The sequence below is a fragment of the Sediminibacterium sp. FW305-C-49 genome (assembly GCF_058231085.1).
Window position 1 is genome coordinate 1,027,672 of record NZ_JBIQXS010000002.1, and the last position, 17,154, is coordinate 1,044,825.

At 41.4% G+C, this 17,154-nt stretch carries 19 protein-coding genes; 12 read left to right on the top strand and 7 right to left on the bottom strand.

Going from position 1 to position 17,154, the window contains the following annotated elements; translation table 11 throughout:
- The first annotated feature begins 68 nt into the window (after nt 1–68).
- The 4 genes from ACH3Z1_RS11945 (at nt 69) to ACH3Z1_RS11960 (ending at nt 2,739) form a co-directional block, all read left to right on the top strand.
- Nucleotides 69–605, top strand: coding sequence for a DUF2975 domain-containing protein (locus ACH3Z1_RS11945; protein ID WP_490822209.1), 537 nt, complete (start codon nt 69–71; stop codon nt 603–605).
- A gap of 3 nt (nt 606–608) precedes the next feature.
- Complete coding sequence (locus ACH3Z1_RS11950; protein WP_490822210.1) at nt 609–824, top strand: helix-turn-helix domain-containing protein; 216 nt, start codon at nt 609–611, stop codon at nt 822–824.
- Nucleotides 825–1,316: 492 nt separating this feature from the next.
- On the top strand, nt 1,317–1,682 hold the full coding sequence (locus ACH3Z1_RS11955) for a hypothetical protein (protein WP_490822211.1): 366 nt from the start codon (nt 1,317–1,319) through the stop codon (nt 1,680–1,682).
- Between the two features lie 337 nt (nt 1,683–2,019).
- Complete coding sequence (locus tag ACH3Z1_RS11960; protein ID WP_490822212.1) at nt 2,020–2,739, top strand: VIT1/CCC1 transporter family protein; 720 nt, start codon at nt 2,020–2,022, stop codon at nt 2,737–2,739.
- A gap of 55 nt (nt 2,740–2,794) precedes the next feature.
- On the opposite strand, the gene ACH3Z1_RS11965 is transcribed toward ACH3Z1_RS11960, so the two are convergent.
- Genes ACH3Z1_RS11965 through ACH3Z1_RS11980 form a run of 4 tightly spaced genes read right to left on the bottom strand, consistent with a single transcriptional unit; the run spans nt 2,795 to nt 5,911 of the window.
- Complete coding sequence (locus ACH3Z1_RS11965; RefSeq protein WP_490822213.1) at nt 2,795–3,451, bottom strand: hypothetical protein; 657 nt, start codon at nt 3,449–3,451, stop codon at nt 2,795–2,797.
- Between the two features lie 14 nt (nt 3,452–3,465).
- Complete coding sequence (locus ACH3Z1_RS11970; protein WP_490822214.1) at nt 3,466–4,368, bottom strand: pirin family protein; 903 nt, start codon at nt 4,366–4,368, stop codon at nt 3,466–3,468.
- A gap of 16 nt (nt 4,369–4,384) precedes the next feature.
- Nucleotides 4,385–4,906, bottom strand: a complete 522-nt coding sequence (locus ACH3Z1_RS11975) for a hypothetical protein (RefSeq protein ID WP_490822215.1) — start codon at nt 4,904–4,906, stop codon at nt 4,385–4,387.
- Between the two features lie 9 nt (nt 4,907–4,915).
- Nucleotides 4,916–5,911 carry a glycoside hydrolase family 43 protein gene (locus tag ACH3Z1_RS11980; protein WP_490822216.1) on the bottom strand — a complete coding sequence of 332 codons (996 nt, stop codon included), beginning with the start codon at nt 5,909–5,911 and terminating at the stop codon, nt 4,916–4,918.
- A gap of 221 nt (nt 5,912–6,132) precedes the next feature.
- Between ACH3Z1_RS11980 and ACH3Z1_RS11985 the strand changes: the two genes are divergently transcribed.
- Together ACH3Z1_RS11985 and ACH3Z1_RS11990 are read left to right on the top strand one after the other, a co-directional pair.
- Nucleotides 6,133–6,579: a hypothetical protein gene (locus ACH3Z1_RS11985; protein ID WP_490822217.1), complete on the top strand. Its 447-nt coding sequence runs from the start codon at nt 6,133–6,135 to the stop codon at nt 6,577–6,579.
- Between the two features lie 62 nt (nt 6,580–6,641).
- On the top strand, nt 6,642–7,091 hold the full coding sequence (locus tag ACH3Z1_RS11990) for a DUF1569 domain-containing protein (protein ID WP_490822218.1): 450 nt from the start codon (nt 6,642–6,644) through the stop codon (nt 7,089–7,091).
- 79 nt (nt 7,092–7,170) lie between these two features.
- Here ACH3Z1_RS11990 and ACH3Z1_RS11995 read toward each other — a convergent pair whose 3' ends face one another.
- The 3 genes from ACH3Z1_RS11995 to ACH3Z1_RS12005 form a co-directional block, all read right to left on the bottom strand.
- Nucleotides 7,171–8,385 (bottom strand): cation:dicarboxylate symporter family transporter, encoded by a 1,215-nt coding sequence (locus ACH3Z1_RS11995; RefSeq protein WP_490822219.1) that lies wholly within the window; start codon nt 8,383–8,385, stop codon nt 7,171–7,173.
- A gap of 27 nt (nt 8,386–8,412) precedes the next feature.
- Nucleotides 8,413–8,829 carry a YciI family protein gene (locus ACH3Z1_RS12000; RefSeq protein ID WP_490822220.1) on the bottom strand — a complete coding sequence of 139 codons (417 nt, stop codon included), beginning with the start codon at nt 8,827–8,829 and terminating at the stop codon, nt 8,413–8,415.
- Between the two features lie 148 nt (nt 8,830–8,977).
- Nucleotides 8,978–9,895, bottom strand: coding sequence for a hypothetical protein (locus ACH3Z1_RS12005; protein ID WP_490822221.1), 918 nt, complete (start codon nt 9,893–9,895; stop codon nt 8,978–8,980).
- 182 nt (nt 9,896–10,077) lie between these two features.
- On the opposite strand from ACH3Z1_RS12005, the gene ACH3Z1_RS12010 reads away from it, so the two are divergent.
- From ACH3Z1_RS12010 to ACH3Z1_RS12035, 6 genes are all read left to right on the top strand, one after another.
- Complete coding sequence (locus ACH3Z1_RS12010) at nt 10,078–11,262, top strand: acyl-CoA dehydrogenase family protein (RefSeq protein WP_490822222.1); 1,185 nt, start codon at nt 10,078–10,080, stop codon at nt 11,260–11,262.
- Nucleotides 11,263–11,493: 231 nt separating this feature from the next.
- Nucleotides 11,494–12,000 carry a shikimate kinase gene (locus tag ACH3Z1_RS12015; RefSeq protein WP_490822223.1) on the top strand — a complete coding sequence of 169 codons (507 nt, stop codon included), beginning with the start codon at nt 11,494–11,496 and terminating at the stop codon, nt 11,998–12,000.
- Nucleotides 11,993–12,382, top strand: coding sequence for a DUF423 domain-containing protein (locus tag ACH3Z1_RS12020; RefSeq protein WP_490822224.1), 390 nt, complete (start codon nt 11,993–11,995; stop codon nt 12,380–12,382). The genes ACH3Z1_RS12015 and ACH3Z1_RS12020 overlap by 8 nt, the downstream gene beginning before the upstream one ends.
- A 92-nt stretch (nt 12,383–12,474) precedes the next feature.
- The gene (locus tag ACH3Z1_RS12025; RefSeq protein WP_490822225.1) at nt 12,475–15,057 is read left to right on the top strand and encodes an FtsK/SpoIIIE family DNA translocase; all 2,583 of its coding nucleotides are present in this window, start codon (nt 12,475–12,477) and stop codon (nt 15,055–15,057) included.
- Between the two features lie 117 nt (nt 15,058–15,174).
- On the top strand, nt 15,175–15,804 hold the full coding sequence (gene lolA1, locus ACH3Z1_RS12030; protein ID WP_490822226.1) for an outer membrane lipoprotein periplasmic chaperone LolA1: 630 nt from the start codon (nt 15,175–15,177) through the stop codon (nt 15,802–15,804).
- A gap of 166 nt (nt 15,805–15,970) precedes the next feature.
- Entirely contained in the window at nt 15,971–17,110 is a 1,140-nt protein-coding gene (locus tag ACH3Z1_RS12035; protein WP_490822227.1) for an alpha/beta hydrolase, read from the top strand.
- Nucleotides 17,111–17,154: the final 44 nt, after the last annotated feature.

Genomic DNA, 17,154 nt, shown 5'->3' on the forward strand with positions numbered 1-17,154 from the left:
AAAATAAATTTATTGTTTTTCAATAAATATTTATTACTTTTGCCGTATCAACCTAAACATGCAAAACAATGTCAACAACAAACAATTTCGTATTCACAGTCCTGAAAATCATTGCCTGGATCATTTTTGTGGGTCTAAGTATAGAAGCGGGTGGTCTGGTGGTAAATTTTATTTTCAGTATTGTAAATCCAGCATTCGTTGGTAAACTGTATCAGAAACTTGACCTCACAGAAATGTATGCGCGCAGTCAATGGGCGTTCTTCTGTATGTATAGTTTTATACTGTTTATTGCCTTTCTGAAAGCAGGGTTATTTTACAAAGTGATTATGCTGCTGAATAAAATTGACCTTCTAAAACCTTTCAGTGATTATGCTGCCAGACAAATTTTGGAGATTAGCTATTATGCTCTTTCTATTGGTTTGATCAGTTATGTTGCCCGGCAGTCTGCGAAAACAATGGAGCATCATGGTTATTTAACCGAAAACCTTGGCCAGTTTTGGGAAGATGCCCAGGCATTTATTCTGATGGCAGCAGTGGTGTATGTAATTGCAAAGATTTTTAAGAGAGGAGTGGAAATTCAGAACGAAAACGATTTAACTGTATAAACGATGCCGATAGTAGTGAATTTAGATGTGATGATGGCCCGGCGGAAAATGTCGTTGAACGAGCTATCAGAAAAAGTAGACCTAACGCTTTCAAACCTTTCTATTCTAAAAACAGGAAAGGCAAAAGCCATACGTTTCAGTACGCTGGAAGCTATTTGCAAAGCGCTTAATTGCCAGCCCGCCGATATTCTTGAATATGTAGAGTACACCGGACAATAATACGAATATGGAAATGGTAGGTCTGTGGTTATTATGTCGAGATTTTTTAACCACAGAGTTTCACGGAGTTTAACACAGAGTGGCACGGAGTTTTTTCGGAGTCGCTTCGGAAATCTGTCGTACCAAAGCCGTATTTGCGCCATACTTTCTTCGGGGTTTATTCGGAACGGCTTCGGGAGCGCTTCGGAAAATCCCGAAGCCGCTTCGGGCATCCTTCGGGATTTTCCGAAGAAACCCCAAAGAATACCCTAACCAACCGGGAGGGATGTATGAGTCTGGTGTTTGTTATGTATCAAAGACATTCGAATGATGCTCCAACGATTGAAAATTGAATCTTGGGGAAGTAAAGCGCCCCAACACTCAATAAAATCTTCTTTCCTCTGTTCCTTATTCCTGATTCCTTATTTCCTCCTCCTCCTGGCTTGCATTATTCAAAATAGTTACTATATTAGTATTCCCCCACTCACAAAATTCCTGATCATAATCCGCACTATGAAACTGCATATGCTATGTGTATGCCTGCTTGTATTCACGGTTAGTGATACGGCTGAGGCTAAAAAACAAAACGAATTTTATTATTTCTGTACATCTACAGGTAATAACCAGTTAGCTGCTGATGGTATACAGTATATTTTCTACACCGACATAAAACAATTACCTGCCGATTCAGCTCTGGTAAATCGGTTACCTGCTGTATGGGGTAAACAGGTGAGACAGGACTGTAAAAACAGCAATGGCTGTAGTTCTGATATGAATATATATGAATCCAAAGCCATTGCACAAGCTTATCTGGTAAAATTTAAAGCGCGTTATGCGGATGAGAAAAAATACATTCTTATCCGGATGAATTTTCAATAAACAGTTGATATGATACATTATGAAATTGTTTAAAAAAGCAGTACCCGAACCAGCACCTGTGCAGGTAAAAGGACGATCATTGATCTGCCCGCATTGCAGCAACAATTTGTTTTGGGTAAGAAAGGCCCAACTTAATAAAGCCTCCAGCACTTTTTTCGGTTTTGACTGGGCCGATAGGTCAGCCACCTGTTTTGTTTGTTCGGAATGTACAAGGATTGAGTGGTTTTTGGGTGAGTAGCAAGGCAGGCATTCTCAATTTTAGTTCCTAACTTCAATACGACCGTTTCGAATAGGTATTCACCTTTCTAAAGGTGTAATACAATCAATCATTTCAGCCATGGAAACCCCAATCAAAAACATTACCATCGACAATTATTTAGAAAGTCATTATATACACCGCAGCAACTGGTTAAGAGCGGCTGTGCTGGGGGCCAATGATGGTATTATTTCTGTTTCAAGTTTAGCTATTGGTGTGGCCACGGCCAGCACTACCAGAGATCCTATATTGCTAGCCACCATTGCCGGTCTGGTGGCAGGCGCTTTGTCGATGGCTGCGGGTGAATATGTTTCAGTTAGTTCTCAGACCGATATCGAAAAAGCAGATATCGCCCGTGAAAAACAGGAGCTGGAAGAAATGCCGGAAGTAGAACTGAATATCCTGGCAGAGATTTATGAAAAAAGGGGGCTCAAAAAAGAAACCGCCATGCAGGTGGCCAAAGAATTGACAGAAGTTGATGCACTGGGAGCACATGTAAGAGATGAACTGGGTATTAACGAAGTGAGTCAGGCAAACCCAATACAAGCAGCTTTTGCATCAGGAGCAGCTTTTACGGCGGGTGGTTTATTGTCATTATTGGTCACCTTGTTTGCACCTGTACAACAAATGGAATATTTTCTCTACGGTTTTACCATCCTGTCATTGGTTATACTTGGAGCAGTGGCTGCAAGAACAGGTGGATCAAGTATTCCTAAAGCTATTTTCCGTATCGTGATCTGGGGAACGATTGCAATGGTTGTTTCGGCACTGGTGGGTTATTTGTTTGGGGTGAAAGTGTAAAAAATAGAGACGAAGCCATATTTTTTGTCGGCCACCTGACCCACTACCTCAAAAATTATTCGATATTCAGTAATGAACTGATTGTCTCCGGCAAAATAAAACTACCACCAAACCTGTATTCCCCGTGAAAATTCCATTCAGTTATTTTACAAATAATATACTGATGATTTTTTTTTGTAAAAATGCAGTTTTGTCCAATATCGCCCTGTGCAATGGATGCACTCAACTGGTAGTACTTTCCGAATGTCTGCAAATGATAATCTTCCATTTCAATAGATTTCAAATAAAAGTCAGCCCAAAAATCGGGTAAGATTTTTATTGAATTTGTTGCTATAATTTTCTGTAAGCCCAATGTTTTTTGAACATCAAACCTGATAATAGCACCAGTTTCGGTTTGCTCAATGAGGGAAATGATTTTCCCATAACAGAATGCGGATTGTTCTACATCTTGTTCAGTAGTATAACCTTCATACGATACTTTGATATTGTCGTAATACAGCCATATATCCATGTCTGTTCTGAATTTTACCGGTTGCTGTAGCAAAACAGTATAGTTTTTTTCAGCCTGGGGTTTTTCATCTAGGCTATGTTGATTGTTTGTAGGTTCTAACCACCTACAATTAGTGGCTATGATATCAGTCTGGTATTTTAGCTCATCTCTTTCTATGGGCTTGCAAAGAGAGCAGCAAATGATTTCTATTTCTTTTTGCATAGCAGGGTGTACGATTAATGCTTTTGTATCGGAAATGCTGGCAGCGGCACAAACTCCTGATCATCTCCCGGAATTTTCGGAAAAGCCGTTACATCCTGATTCTTCCAGTTTATTTTCGCCTGCTCAATCATATTCTTATCCGAGTTGACAAAGTTCCAAAAAATAAAACGCTCTTCTGCAAAAGGCTCTCCCCCAAATAAATAGAGTGTGGTTGCTCCATTGGTTTCAAATTCGCATAAGCTGGCATTTTTGGCGATCAGCAGTTGAGCGGTTCCGTAATCATTGCCTTCTATATTTACGGTTCCATCCAGTACATACATACCCACATCGCCAAATAACTTTTCTCCAATATTTATTTTTTGTGCTGTTTGTGTTTTGATCTCCAGAAAAAACAATGGACTGTGAACAGGCACCGGCGATTTTTTACCAACGATTTGACCGGCAATCAGTTTGTAATGAATGCCATCTTCTTCCCATACAGGAATAGCGTCTTTGTCTATATGATGAAAGGTGGGTTCAGATTGTTCCAGTTCTTTGGGTAATCCGATCCAGATCTGAAAACCATGTAGAAATTTATCGGCCCTTCGTAAATATTCAGGTGTTCTTTCAGAATGTACCACACCTTTTCCTGCCGTCATCCAGTTTACTTCACCCGCTTTTATTTCTATGGCACTGCCAATACTGTCCCGGTGAAAAATGGAACCCTCCAGCAAATAGGTTAATGTTGATAAGCCAATATGTGGATGTGGAGGTACATCCATATTCTGGTAATTCTTTAAACAGGTGGGTTTCATATGATCAATAAACACAAATGGTCCCACCGCACGTTTCTGACGGAAGGGTAATAACCTGCCTACAATAAAGTTGCCGATATCGGCTGCTTTTTCTTCCAGTATTAAACCGATGTTTGATTGCATGAGAATAACTTATTGTTTAATCACGAATTTGAATATGTTCAACTGAAATTACTTTCTCTTTTTTAAACTTTACAGCGAGGTGATTAAACATGAATCCTAATCCGCCTCCACCCATACCCATATCATAGGTCCAGGTATTGATTGAATCTGGCTGCCATTTATTATCGCTCCAAAAACTGTCACCCAACATTTGTTTTACCTGGGTGGTGTCTTTACCAATCAGTATTTTACTTTCAATAATATCATCTGCCATTTGAAAACGTTCATTCGTATTGGTTAACCATTCCTTTTCTGTAAAATCTTTGCTGGGGATATAGGTGATATAATATATCAAGAGTAAAATTAGTCCTGCATAAACAACTGGTGTTACAGCAAGCGTTGTAACCCATGCGGCTATTTTTCTTGTGCGTTCTTTTTTTATCCATTTTTTCAATAGCCAGTTGTTGAAAAAAAACACAGGAATGGCAATGATGGCCATGATCAAATAGACTTCCATGCTAAATCCAAACAGCGTCGGTATATTGATGAACTGATGCATGATAGTATGTTATTTCAATTCACGCTTCACACCCTCAAATGTCATTTTCACTTTCTGAATACTTCCATCTGCATTAAAATACATCCTGTCGATACAGGTAACCCGGTGATCGCGGTCAAGATTGGGAATGGGTCTGCGGTGGTACACCATATACCATTCATCTGTACCCGGAATATTCATCACAGAATGATGACCTGCACCCGTGGCAATAGTTGAGTCGGCTTCAAGGATGGTTGTTTCTCTTTCAAATGGACCAAAAACATTGTTGGATCTGGCATAGGCTACTTTATAACTGCCGTTGGTCCAGCCACCTTCCGACCACATGAGATAATATGTGTTATTGCGTATAAACATGGTTGGCCCTTCCACATACCCCTTCGGCGTAATTTCTTTTACCAGTGCACCGTTTTCAAAAGGAGAGAGGGCGGTGAAATCTTTATTCAGTTTTGCAATATTACAACGTCCCCAACCACCATACATGATATAATACTGACCATCTTTATCCTGAAATACAAACTGGTCAATGGGTTGTGCGTCATTGTAAAACTGATTGATAAGTGGTTTGCCTAAATAATCTTTATAAGGTCCTTCTGGTTTTGATGCTACTGCTATTCCTATACCTCCGTTATGGTCGTCCTGTTTCTTGTTTCTTGCCTTACTCTGGATATCATTCGCAGAGAAGAACAGAAAATACTGGTTGTCTTTTTTTACAATGGCCGGTGCCCACATCGCCATGTAAGCCCATTTAATAATGCTGGTATCAATGACACGGGGATGCCTTTTCCAGTTCACCATGTCAGTAGACGAGAAGGCATCCAGAAAAACCTGGTCTTTGTATTTGGCAGAGAAAGTAGGGTAGAGCCAATATTGATTATTAAATATAACAGCTTCAGGGTCGGCATACCAGCCTTCAATAACCGGGTTGCCATTACCACGCTTTTGGGCTTCTATGTTTTGATGGAAGAACAGAAAAATAAAAGAGATAAAAGTGATCTTCTTGAGCATGGTAGATGTGTTTACTGGCTATGTTCAAATATACCAATCAAATTTTAATACCTCATTCACCTCTGCTTCTGTGTTTTCAGAATCTTATCTATACTGTCTGACATAGATGGTCATCGGAAAATTAGCTGCATCTTCTTGGTAATACCCTTGGTAGCAATTTCTACAGTTAAAGCAAGCAACGGTTTAGGTTGTTTGCCGGTCATGTATGGAAAATAATGGCTATGCGCACGATTATCGTATCGGTTGTTGTTCTATTTATGTTAACCTCTTGTTCCAGAGAACGGGAGGAAATATCATTTGCGGACTGTATTGCCGATCCTGTTATATATGATTCTGCAGCTATCGTTGGTAAACTGATCGGTACATGGGTAATCGTAAAACAAAGATGTGGATGGGGCGGGGATACAGATGCGCACAAACAAAATATAAGAAGAAAGTTGAATAGTGATCTAAGTTTTACAGAAACAAAAAATGGACAAATCACATTACAAGGCACCTGGTATATTGACAGATATTATGGTTCTGCTACTGTTTGGGAGTTGAATTTCAGGATGCAGAATGGTATTGCTGATTATGACTGGGGAGCGATAAAATTTTGTGGTAATAATCTTATAATCGATAATTCCCCTACAGACGGTTGTTTAACTTATTATTATAGAATTAATTGATGATTAGAAAACGGGCACATTGAATAGCCGTATCTTCATTTCAGTTATTTTAACAATCATACATGCCCAGTTTATTTAACCAAACAGATGTAGGTGATTTGATCAACCGTATCAATAAACTTACCCCCGATGTTCAAAGACAATGGGGTAAAATGAATGTTTCGCAGATGTTGGCACATAGCAATAAAGGGATGGAGTCTGCATTGGGGACACATCATATTCCAAGGGCTTTGATTGGCAGAATACTGGGACCACTGCTTCGTGCCACTGCATTAAACGATAAACCCTTTGGCAGGAATTCGCCAACAGATAAAAGCCTGATTTTTAAAGGTGAATATCAATTCGAAGCGGAGAAATTAAAGTTGATCAATCATATACAGACATTCCTGCATGGAGGACCAGATGTCTGTACCAAAGAACCACATGCATTCTTCGGTCATTTTACACCCGAGCAATGGGCCTTTTTTCAATGGAAGCATCTTGATCATCACCTGAGACAATTTGGGGCATGAGGAGGAAAGTGAGACGAGACGTCAGACGTGAAAGGACAGGCAGGGGAGACTTATCAAATCCGACATCTGCCATCCGAGATCAGACATCCGCTTCTATGTATTCTTTTTCACTTTTTGCAATCACCAATGTTGCTACCCCATTGCCGATGATATTGGTGATTGCCCTTGCTTCACTCATAAATTTATCTACACCCAATAAAAATGCAAGCCCCTCGAGTGGAATTGTCTTAATGGCTGCAAGGGTAGAAGCGAGTACAATAAATCCACTGCCTGTTACACCCGCCGCACCTTTGGATGTAAGCATGAGCACCAGTAAAATAGTGAGTAATTCACCCGCACTTAAATGAATATTATACAACTGTGCCAGAAAGATGGCGGCCATGGAGAGATAAATAGATGTGCCATCGAGGTTAAAGGAGTAACCGGTTGGAATAACAAGACCTACTACCGATTTACTACAACCCATTTTTTCCAGCTTACGCATAATGGATGGTAACGCAGCTTCTGAGGAAGAAGTACCTAATACTATCAGTAGTTCTTCTTTAATAGATTTAAGGAAAGCACCAATACGAAAACCATAATAACGCATGATACTGCCCAGAATAAAAAAGATAAAAACAAACATGGTGAGATACACACAGGCCATGAGCTTGGCAAGTGGCACCAGTGTTTGTAAACCAAACTTTCCAACTGTATATGCCATGCCTCCAAAGGCGCCCAATGGTGCCAGGTACATCACATACTTTAAAGCAGTAAATACATAATGTGAAATGCGACCAAAAAAATGAATGAGTTTTAAACGGTGTTTCGAATAGTTGAATAGTATGCCTACAATAATGGCCACCAGTAACACCTGTAAAGTAAGATTGGCTTTGAAGAACTGAATCCAGTCGAAACTGCTGCCGGCCTGTTTGGTAAATTTACTGGCATCCTGTAAATCGAGGCCACTGCGATCAATATTACCCGGCTGAACCAGTAATGCCACTACTATGCCAATACCCAAAGCCAGTGTGGTTACTATTTCAAAATAAATCAATGATTTGATGCCAATACGTCCCACTTTTTTCAGGTTACCAATACTGCTGATGCCCAATACAATGGTGAGAAATATGATGGGTGCGATAAAGAGTTTGATGATGTCTACAAAAGTCTTACCAATCCATTCTGTTTTGATGGCGGTTGCCGGTGCATAATGTCCGAGCAGTATACCTGCTATGATGGCGAGGAGCACATAGAAAGTAAGATTAGTGAGTACTGTATGGTACCATGGTTTCTTTTGTGTAGCTGTATTCAAAATTGCTGATAGGAGGTTTTACAATAATTAGAGTGCTTGTTTCGGTTTACCGGGTACAAAACTGCCAATGGGTGCCGTGTACCAGGGACGGATATCACAAATAAGTCTGCCTGCAGCAACAGCCGGATCGGTCTTGAGTAAATTTTCTACTTCTTCTTTGGTCGGACAATCAAAAATAAAAATGCCCTGCCAGTCTTTGCCATCACCAAACGGTCCTGCGACTTTTAATTTGCCATCATTGTAGAGGCGATCCATATTGTCAAGGTGTCCTTTCTGGATTTTTGCGGCAGTAGCAGAGTCCTGGTTACGGTTAGGTCCTTTGATGAGCATCACAAACCAGTATTTGCGTATTTGTTCCTCGGGCTTTTTAGTAGCGGAATTGTTTTGTGCAATAGCAGCAGTAGTAATGACTACCAGTAAAAGAAAAAAAAATCCCTTTTTCATAACGTTGGGTTTGAAAAGGGAAGATAAGGAAAGTCCTGAAAGACCGTAAGTCGGAAAGTCAGCAAGACCGAAAGTCCGAAAGTCCGAAAGATGACTGTGTTAAGTTAATCATCTTTCGGACTTTCGGTCTTCCCGTCTTCCGGACTTCTCACAACAACCTCACAGTCCCGAAATTGCTTTTGATATTGATCTTTGCATCGCCGCCGTTACCGAGTTTGCCGGTATAGTGATGGTTGAATGTTACACGACCACGGATGTTTTCGGGTTTATCTTCTTTCAGTTCAAAATTTCCCTTGCCTGTTGCGGTGGCATGTGTGGTGGCAATATCATAATCGCCTCCGATGTTTTTGGGTAATAACAAATAGATGCTGGTATGACTGGTATTGATATCAATGTTTTTTACAGCACTGTTAACAGGAATATCAAGACTGTTGCAGAAAGTAACAGTGGCTTTGATGTCTCCAGTTAATTCTTCAATATCAATACTTGAATGTCTGAAATCGGCTTCTGTTTTACCCAGCTTGCCAATTTTGGCTTTACTGAAATTTACTTTTAAGGATTTTGTATTGGAAAGATTGCCTGCTGTTAAACTGCCATGACTGCTTTGTAAATCAGCTTCACCGCTATGGTCACCAATTTCCATGGGTCCAAAACTGTTATGCGCTTTCAGCTTTGTATTGGCCGGCAGGTAAACGATGTAATCAATCGACATTTTATTGCTTTGATTGGTGCTCCATCCTTTGTTTTCATCGCCAATCTGTGTTTTAAAACTGATGGTATCGCTACCCGTCTTTTCAACGATCTGGATCATATCGAGTAAAGTGTTGGCATAAGCTTCTTCCTGTGTGGATACCAGTATTTTAGCTTCTACTTTTACTTCGTTTTTATCCCAGTGTTTTATTTCCATCTTACCAAACTGGTTCCTGAGTGCCACCACTGCAGAGCCGATGGGCAGGGTTTTGTTGAAATCTTTTTGTTTGGTTACTGCCCACTTATAATTATCCTGGGCAACAGTGCTATTTATGAGTGCCATTAAAAGGCAGCTAATGCTGATGATCTTTTTCATGCAGGGAATGGTTTTAGGATAAGAGACAGCGGATTTAAAAAGGTTGGAAAAACGGCCAATTTTTAATGTTAAAAAGCGGGAAACAAATAAAAATGACACAAAACAGGGTGTACAGTCCGCATACCTTATTTTTGCCGGGTTAACAGGCGACCGACCTAACGTATTTAAAAATTATTATTCGCATGGCTGCCAGAACCGATTTATTTCAATCGCCCGACTATTACCAGTTAGATGAGTTATTGTCTGAAGAACATAAACTGATCCGTGATTCGGTGAGGAATTATGTAAAGAAAGAAATTTCTCCCATCATCGAGGATTATGCACAAAAAGCCGAGTTCCCCCAGCAGATCGTGAAGCAAATGGGTGACCTGGGTTGTTTTGGTCCAACCGTACCTGTTGAATATGGCGGCGGTGGACTTGACTATATCAGCTATGGGTTGATGATGCAGGAACTGGAAAGGGGAGATAGCGGTGTTCGCAGTACCGCCAGTGTGCAGGGTAGTCTGGTGATGTACCCTATTTATGCTTACGGTAATGAAGCGCAGCGTAAAAAATACCTGCCCAAACTGGCAAGTGGCGAATGGCTGGGGTGTTTTGGATTAACAGAACCCGATCATGGCAGTAATCCTGCCGGTATGATTACTAATATCAAAGATGCGGGTGATCATGTCATATTAAACGGCGCCAAAATGTGGATCAGCAATGCTCCTTTTGCACAGGTTGCTGTGGTTTGGGCCAGAAATGAAGAAGACAAGATACAGGGTGTGATTGTTGAAAGAGGGATGGAAGGTTTTACCACACCTACTACCCACGGTAAATGGAGTCTGCGTGCTTCTGCAACAGGTGAGCTGGTATTCGACAATGTAAAAGTGCCCAAAGAAAATATTCTTCCCAATGTTATTGGTTTGAAGGGTCCGTTGGGCTGCTTAACCAAAGCCCGTTACGGTATTGCCTGGGGAGCTTTGGGTGCAGCCATGGATTGTTATGATACGGCTTTGCGTTACAGCATGGAACGTGTACAGTTTGATCGTCCTATTGGGGGCTTTCAGTTGCAGCAGAAGAAGCTGGCAGAAATGATTACAGAAATTACCAAGGCCCAGTTACTGGTTTGGCGTTTGGGAGTACTGATGAATGAAGGAAAAGCAACACCACAGCAGGTGAGTATGGCCAAACGTAATAGCTGCGAAATTGCCGCTAATATTGCAAGAGATGCCCGTCAGATGCTGGGTGGTATGGGTATCACCGGCGAATACAGCATCATGCGTCATATGATGAACCTTGAAAGTGTAATTACCTATGAAGGCACCCATGATGTTCACCTTTTGATTACGGGGATGGATGTTACAGGGTTGAATGCGTTTAAATAATGTGAGACGTGAAAAGTGAAAAGAGTTTCTCCCTCTTTGCGCAGAAGAGAGGGGCGGGGTGAATTGAAAACCGTGTAACTCCGTGTTAAACTCCGTGAAACTCTGTGGTTAAAAAATATTTAATTATGAACCACAGAGTTACACAGAGTCCGGCACGGAGTTGCACGGAGGATTGTTTACTAATTAAATATCTTCCGGACTTTCGGTCTTCCGACTTTCGGACTAACAACAATGAAACTATTCCTCATCGGCATGATGGGTTCCGGTAAATCGCACTGGAGCCGTCAACTGGCAAAGAAATTAAAGACGGGAGGTTACGACCTCGACTTTCTCATTGAATCACACGAAGAGAAAACCATCAGTGAAATATTTGAGGAAGATGGCGAAGACTATTTCAGAAAATCGGAAGCAAAAATCTTACGCTGGTTTGGTGAGAAGAAAGCCTTTGTACTGGCCACCGGCGGCGGTGCACCCTGTTTTCATGACAATATGGACTGGATGAATAAAAATGGCGTAACCATCTGGCTGGATGAACCGGTGGAGACATTGGTAGAAAGGTTAAAGCCCGGTAAAGAACACCGCCCCCTGATCCGCTCTTTGTCGGATGATGAACTAACTTCTTTTCTGGAAAATAAACTCAGCGAACGCACACCAGTATATGAGAAAGCGCAGCATCGCTTAAGAGGTAAAGAGATCAGTGACCTTTCATTCAAAAAAATTATACAGCAATATGCATAAAGGATTTCTGGTAACTGCCTCATTTATTGGTGCCCTGTCGGTAGTATTGGGTGCTTTTGGCGCACATGGATTGAAAAAAATAGTAGCACCCGAATCACTCGTAACATTTGAAACGGCGGTACGCTACCAGTTTTATCATGTGTTTGCACTGGCACTTACCGGACTGGTATTTGCATCAGGAACACCCTCACTGATGAAAGCGGCAGGTATTTTATTTATTGCCGGCATGACACTTTTCAGTGGATCGCTCTACCTGCTCACTTATAAGTCGGCAGCACAGGTAGAAGGGCTCTCATGGGTTGGTCCGGTTACACCTTTAGGCGGCACTTTACTGGTGGCAGGATGGGTATGCCTGGCACTGGGTTTAAGTAAAGGAGTATAATCATGGTGGAAAACTCCACCGGCTTTTACCAGTTTTGCACATAAGTGGGTAGTTCTATTATGCAGGTATTGGCATAGCTTATATTTGTTTTCATGGCAAATCGCTTGAAGAAGAAAACGCCACCGCCGCCGAGTCCGGAAGAACTGAATCCCGATAAGGAACCTGAAGTAACGGTAACGGAAGTGGTGAAAGATGAACGTACCACCAAAATTCTCGGTGCCTCCAGCTTATTGCTGACCATCTTCTTATTTGTGGCATTCACCTCTTATCTGTTTACCTGGCAGGAAGACCAGGATAAAGTTCACCAGTTTGGTATCCGCATTTTTGCAACCGATGATGTAAAAGTGAATAACCTGTTGGGTGTATTAGGTGCTTATGTTGCCCATTCTCTCTTTTACAAAGGTTTTGGCCTGGCTTCTTATCTCTTGTGTAGTTTCTTTTTTGTGCTCGGTGCCAACCTCTTGTTTGGCAAAAAAATATTCAGTCTTGTCAGGAACCTCCGATACATGATTGTTGGACTGGTTGTACTAAGCATGGCATTTGCCTTTGTATCAAGGGCCAGTGCTTTTTCATGGGGTGGTGCGGTTGGTGAATTATTAAATGCATGGTTTGTAAAATGGATCGGTAATATTGGAACAGGAGCTTTGTTATTATTGTCAGTATTCAGTTATGTCATCTGGCGGTTCAATCCCACTTTCAAAGTGCCTGACTGGCAGTTTGGTAAACCCAGTGCCAAAGCACATGAAGACGATTTCAAACTCTCCATCGATGATGAAGTGGCGGTAAGACAGGAATGGGATGAAAATGCAGATATAGTGGAAGAACCTGTTCAGGAAGAAAAAGTAGTGGGGCCGAATAAACTTAAATCGGAAGGTTCAGGGGTTGTGGTCATCATGCCACAACAGGAAGAAGAGGAAGGGGATCCAATGAATGAATTTGAGATGAACGAGAAGGACTTGGATGAGGAGGATTTGGAGGAGGAACAGGATGAAGAGGAGGAAGAAATTGTCTTTGAGGAGGAAGTTATTTCGAAACCAGAGCCTTTGATTAATGTGATTCCACCGGCACCGCGTAAAGCAGAAGCGGATACGAATGGATTGGAGCTTGAAATAAAAGAAACACCTGAAGAGGAAGAAGAGCCTGCACCTGCACCAACACCCGGTAAGCTCAATACCAAATACGATGTAACACTTGATCTGAAAGATTATAAATATCCAGGTCTTGACCTGCTGGAAACACATGGCAGCGAAAAAATTGTTCATGACCCGACAGAGCTGGAGACCAATAAGAACCAGATCATAGCCACATTGAAGAACTACGATATTGCTATACAGCGTATCGCTGCAACAGTAGGTCCAACGGTAACATTGTATGAAATTGTACCGGCACCTGGTGTACGTATCAGCCGGATCAAGAACCTGGAAGATGATATTGCATTGAGTCTGGCAGCATTGGGTATTCGTATCATTGCTCCCATTCCTGGTAAGGGAACCATTGGTATTGAAGTGCCCAATGTGCGTAAGACAGTGGTGAGTATGAAGACTTTGCTGGCGAGTGAGAAATTTCAATCCAATTCATTCTCGCTGCCGATTGCGATTGGTAAGAAGATCGATAATGAAAACTTTATTGTAGACCTCGCTGCCATGCCTCACCTGTTAATGGCAGGTGCAACCGGACAGGGTAAATCTGTAGGGTTGAATGCCATTCTGGTTTCATTGCTCTACAAAAAACATCCTTCACAGCTCAAGTTTGTATTGGTAGATCCCAAGAAAGTGGAGTTGAGTTTGTATCGTGTTATTGAAAAACATTTCCTGGCCAAATTACCGGGAGAAGAAGAATCCATTATTACCGATACCAAGAAAGTGGTGCATACATTGAATGCCCTGTGTATTGAAATGGATAACCGTTACGACCTGCTGAAAGAAGCGGGTTGCAGAAATATCCGTGAGTACAACGAGAAGTTCACAGCCAGAAAGCTCAATCCTGAAAAAGGACACCAGTACCTGCCATTTATTGTGTTGGTGGTAGATGAGTTTGCGGATCTGATTATGACGGCAGGTAAAGAAGTAGAAATGCCGATAGCGCGACTGGCACAGTTGGCAAGGGCCATTGGTATTCACCTGATCATTGCTACACAGCGTCCATCGGTGAATATTATTACCGGTACTATTAAAGCCAACTTTCCGGCGCGTATTGCTTTCAAAGTATCGAGCAAAATCGACAGCCGTACCATTTTGGATGCAGGAGGAGCAGAACAGTTGATCGGTAAGGGCGATATGCTGGTAAGCTATAACGGCGAAATCACCCGTTTGCAGTGCGCTTTTGTAGACACGCCTGAAGTAGAAAATGTATGTGAATTTATTGGTGACCAGCGTGGCTATCCACAGGCATTCCTGCTACCGGAGTATGTGGATGAAAAAGACATGGAAGGAAGAGATTTTGATGCCAGTGAACGTGATCCGCTGTTTGAAGATGCGGCCCGACTCATTGTACAGAGCCAGATGGGCTCTACTTCCCTCATACAAAGAAGGATGAAACTGGGTTATAACCGGGCAGGTCGCCTGATGGACCAATTGGAAGCGGCAGGGGTTGTGGGTCCTAACCAGGGAAGTAAGGCGCGTGAAGTATTATTTAAAACCGATATGGAACTGCAGGAATTCCTTGATTCTATGTAACAAAGCCTCATTTTCACCGATTTATAACAATATCTCAGCCCGCTCTTCTAAACTAATGCGCATAGAGACTGTCTTACAAAACAGTAAAACTTATATTTGCGCCCTCAAATGAAAAGAATGAAGAAATTTTACGCGATAGTTTTGGTACTGGTAGCGATGATCTTACAAGTGAATGCACAGAATGATCCCAAAGCCAAAAAAATACTGGATGCCGTTAGTAATACTGTAAAAGCATATAAAACCATATCAGCAGGTTTTAGCATTAAATCGGTTTCAAGCCGGGGTGTAAACAATGGTACCAAAGCCGGAACCATTATTACCAAAGGGCAGAAATATGTATTGAAAGAAGGTAAAACCGAGATACTCTGCGATGGTACAAAAACCTATAACTACGATGGCAGCAAAACCATTACTGTATCTGCGGTAGAGGAAAGCGGGCAAACACTTACACCGCAAAAAATTCTCTCAGGCTCATATGATAAAGATTTTTCTTATCGTCTTGTTGGTACCAAGGGCAACTTTCATGAAATTGAAATGAAACCGCTTGACAACAGAAAGAATTTCTCCAAAGTGAACATTTTTGTAGATAAAACAAAAAACATGATAGCTCGTGCAGTGATACTGGATAAAGGAAATAATACTGTTCAGGTAAGCTTTACTAATATTGTTCCCAATAAAAACCTCGCTGATAATCTTTTCGTCTTCAATGCTTCGAAGTATCCGAAGGATGTAGAGATATTGGATTAAAAGGCTGACATTTTTTGTAAGCCGCAGATTCGCAGATTATTTTCCTACATCTGCGAATCTGCGGTTTTTTGTTCTCCGGACTAAAATCCGGAGAACAAATATTGGAGAGGAAATAATTTAACCATTCAAAAGCAACAAAGCCCTCACTGTTTCGTACTTTAATTGTATGAAACGATTTATTACTGCATGTGTTTTATTGCTGGCTATGGAGGGGCAGGCACAGTTCTCTGTTCGTCTTATTGTAAATACAGTGGCCACCAAAGCCAATGATGATATTTATGTGGCAGGTAATTTCAATAACTGGAACCCTAAAGACGAAAACTATAAACTCAAACCTTTTGGAGGTTCCAGAAAAAGTATTGTGCTGAAAAATATGACTCCCGGTACTTATGCCTTCAAATTTACCCGTGGTGGTTTTGATAAAGTAGAAACATTAGCTGATGGCCGCGATATTTCAGATCGTGTACTTGAAGTAAACAATGATCTCAGCCTTGAATTCGATATCCCCGGCTGGAAAGATGAATACCCTGATAAACCCAAACGGTATAGTGCAAGTCCGCAAGTGCGTGTGCTCGATACCGCATTCAGTATGCCGCAACTCAACCGGAAAAGAAAAATATGGATATACCTGCCGAAAGGATATGCCACGTCGGCCAAAAATTATCCTGTATTGTATATGCAGGACGGACAAAATCTTTTCAACGACCAGACTGCATTTGCAGGAGAGTGGGGTGTTGATGAATGCCTGGATACTTTACAGCAGCAACTCAAAAAAGAATGTATTGTAGTGGCCATTGATCATGCAGGCGATAAACGCATCATTGAATACAACCCATGGGATCATCCGCAGTATGGAAAAGGAGAGGGGAAAGCTTATGCTGAATTTCTTGCAAAAACACTTAAACCTTATATCGATAGTAAATACCGCACGTATAAATCAGCGGAAAACAATTATGTACTGGGCAGCAGCATGGGTGGACTTATCAGCCTGTACACTGTATTGCAATATCCTGATGTATTTGGAGGAGCAGGGGTGTTTTCTCCATCCTTACAGTTGAGTAATGATATCTATCAGATGGCAGAAAATTTTTCCACTGCATCCATGCCTGCATTCTATCTCTATTCAGGAAGTAAGGAGGCAACCAATGCCGTACCAAATCTCCAGAAAATGAGCGATATCTTACAAAAGAAACAACGCTTCATCATCCGTACCGTCATCAATCCCCTCGGTCAGCACAACGAAACTTACTGGAAACAGGAGTTCAGGGATTTTTACAAATGGATGAGTAATAATTTGAAAATTTGAAAATGTGCTAATTTGAAAATGGAGTGGCTTAAATTATACAGTGA

Excerpts from the sequence above, each read along its gene's own strand:
- ACH3Z1_RS11945 (WP_490822209.1), top strand. The coding sequence starts at position 69 with ATGTCAACAACAAACAATTTCGTATTCACAGTCCTGAAAATCATTGCC.
- ACH3Z1_RS11950 (WP_490822210.1), top strand. The coding sequence starts at position 609 with ATGCCGATAGTAGTGAATTTAGATGTGATGATGGCCCGGCGGAAAATG.
- ACH3Z1_RS11955 (WP_490822211.1), top strand. The coding sequence starts at position 1,317 with ATGAAACTGCATATGCTATGTGTATGCCTGCTTGTATTCACGGTTAGT.
- ACH3Z1_RS11960 (WP_490822212.1), top strand. The coding sequence starts at position 2,020 with ATGGAAACCCCAATCAAAAACATTACCATCGACAATTATTTAGAAAGT.
- ACH3Z1_RS11965 (WP_490822213.1), bottom strand. The coding sequence starts at position 3,451 with ATGCAAAAAGAAATAGAAATCATTTGCTGCTCTCTTTGCAAGCCCATA.
- ACH3Z1_RS11970 (WP_490822214.1), bottom strand. The coding sequence starts at position 4,368 with ATGCAATCAAACATCGGTTTAATACTGGAAGAAAAAGCAGCCGATATC.
- ACH3Z1_RS11975 (WP_490822215.1), bottom strand. The coding sequence starts at position 4,906 with ATGCATCAGTTCATCAATATACCGACGCTGTTTGGATTTAGCATGGAA.
- ACH3Z1_RS11980 (WP_490822216.1), bottom strand. The coding sequence starts at position 5,911 with ATGCTCAAGAAGATCACTTTTATCTCTTTTATTTTTCTGTTCTTCCAT.
- ACH3Z1_RS11985 (WP_490822217.1), top strand. The coding sequence starts at position 6,133 with ATGCGCACGATTATCGTATCGGTTGTTGTTCTATTTATGTTAACCTCT.
- ACH3Z1_RS11990 (WP_490822218.1), top strand. The coding sequence starts at position 6,642 with ATGCCCAGTTTATTTAACCAAACAGATGTAGGTGATTTGATCAACCGT.
- ACH3Z1_RS12000 (WP_490822220.1), bottom strand. The coding sequence starts at position 8,829 with ATGAAAAAGGGATTTTTTTTTCTTTTACTGGTAGTCATTACTACTGCT.
- ACH3Z1_RS12005 (WP_490822221.1), bottom strand. The coding sequence starts at position 9,895 with ATGAAAAAGATCATCAGCATTAGCTGCCTTTTAATGGCACTCATAAAT.
- ACH3Z1_RS12010 (WP_490822222.1), top strand. The coding sequence starts at position 10,078 with ATGGCTGCCAGAACCGATTTATTTCAATCGCCCGACTATTACCAGTTA.
- ACH3Z1_RS12015 (WP_490822223.1), top strand. The coding sequence starts at position 11,494 with ATGAAACTATTCCTCATCGGCATGATGGGTTCCGGTAAATCGCACTGG.
- ACH3Z1_RS12020 (WP_490822224.1), top strand. The coding sequence starts at position 11,993 with ATGCATAAAGGATTTCTGGTAACTGCCTCATTTATTGGTGCCCTGTCG.
- ACH3Z1_RS12025 (WP_490822225.1), top strand. The coding sequence starts at position 12,475 with ATGGCAAATCGCTTGAAGAAGAAAACGCCACCGCCGCCGAGTCCGGAA.
- lolA1 (WP_490822226.1), top strand. The coding sequence starts at position 15,175 with ATGAAGAAATTTTACGCGATAGTTTTGGTACTGGTAGCGATGATCTTA.
- ACH3Z1_RS12035 (WP_490822227.1), top strand. The coding sequence starts at position 15,971 with ATGAAACGATTTATTACTGCATGTGTTTTATTGCTGGCTATGGAGGGG.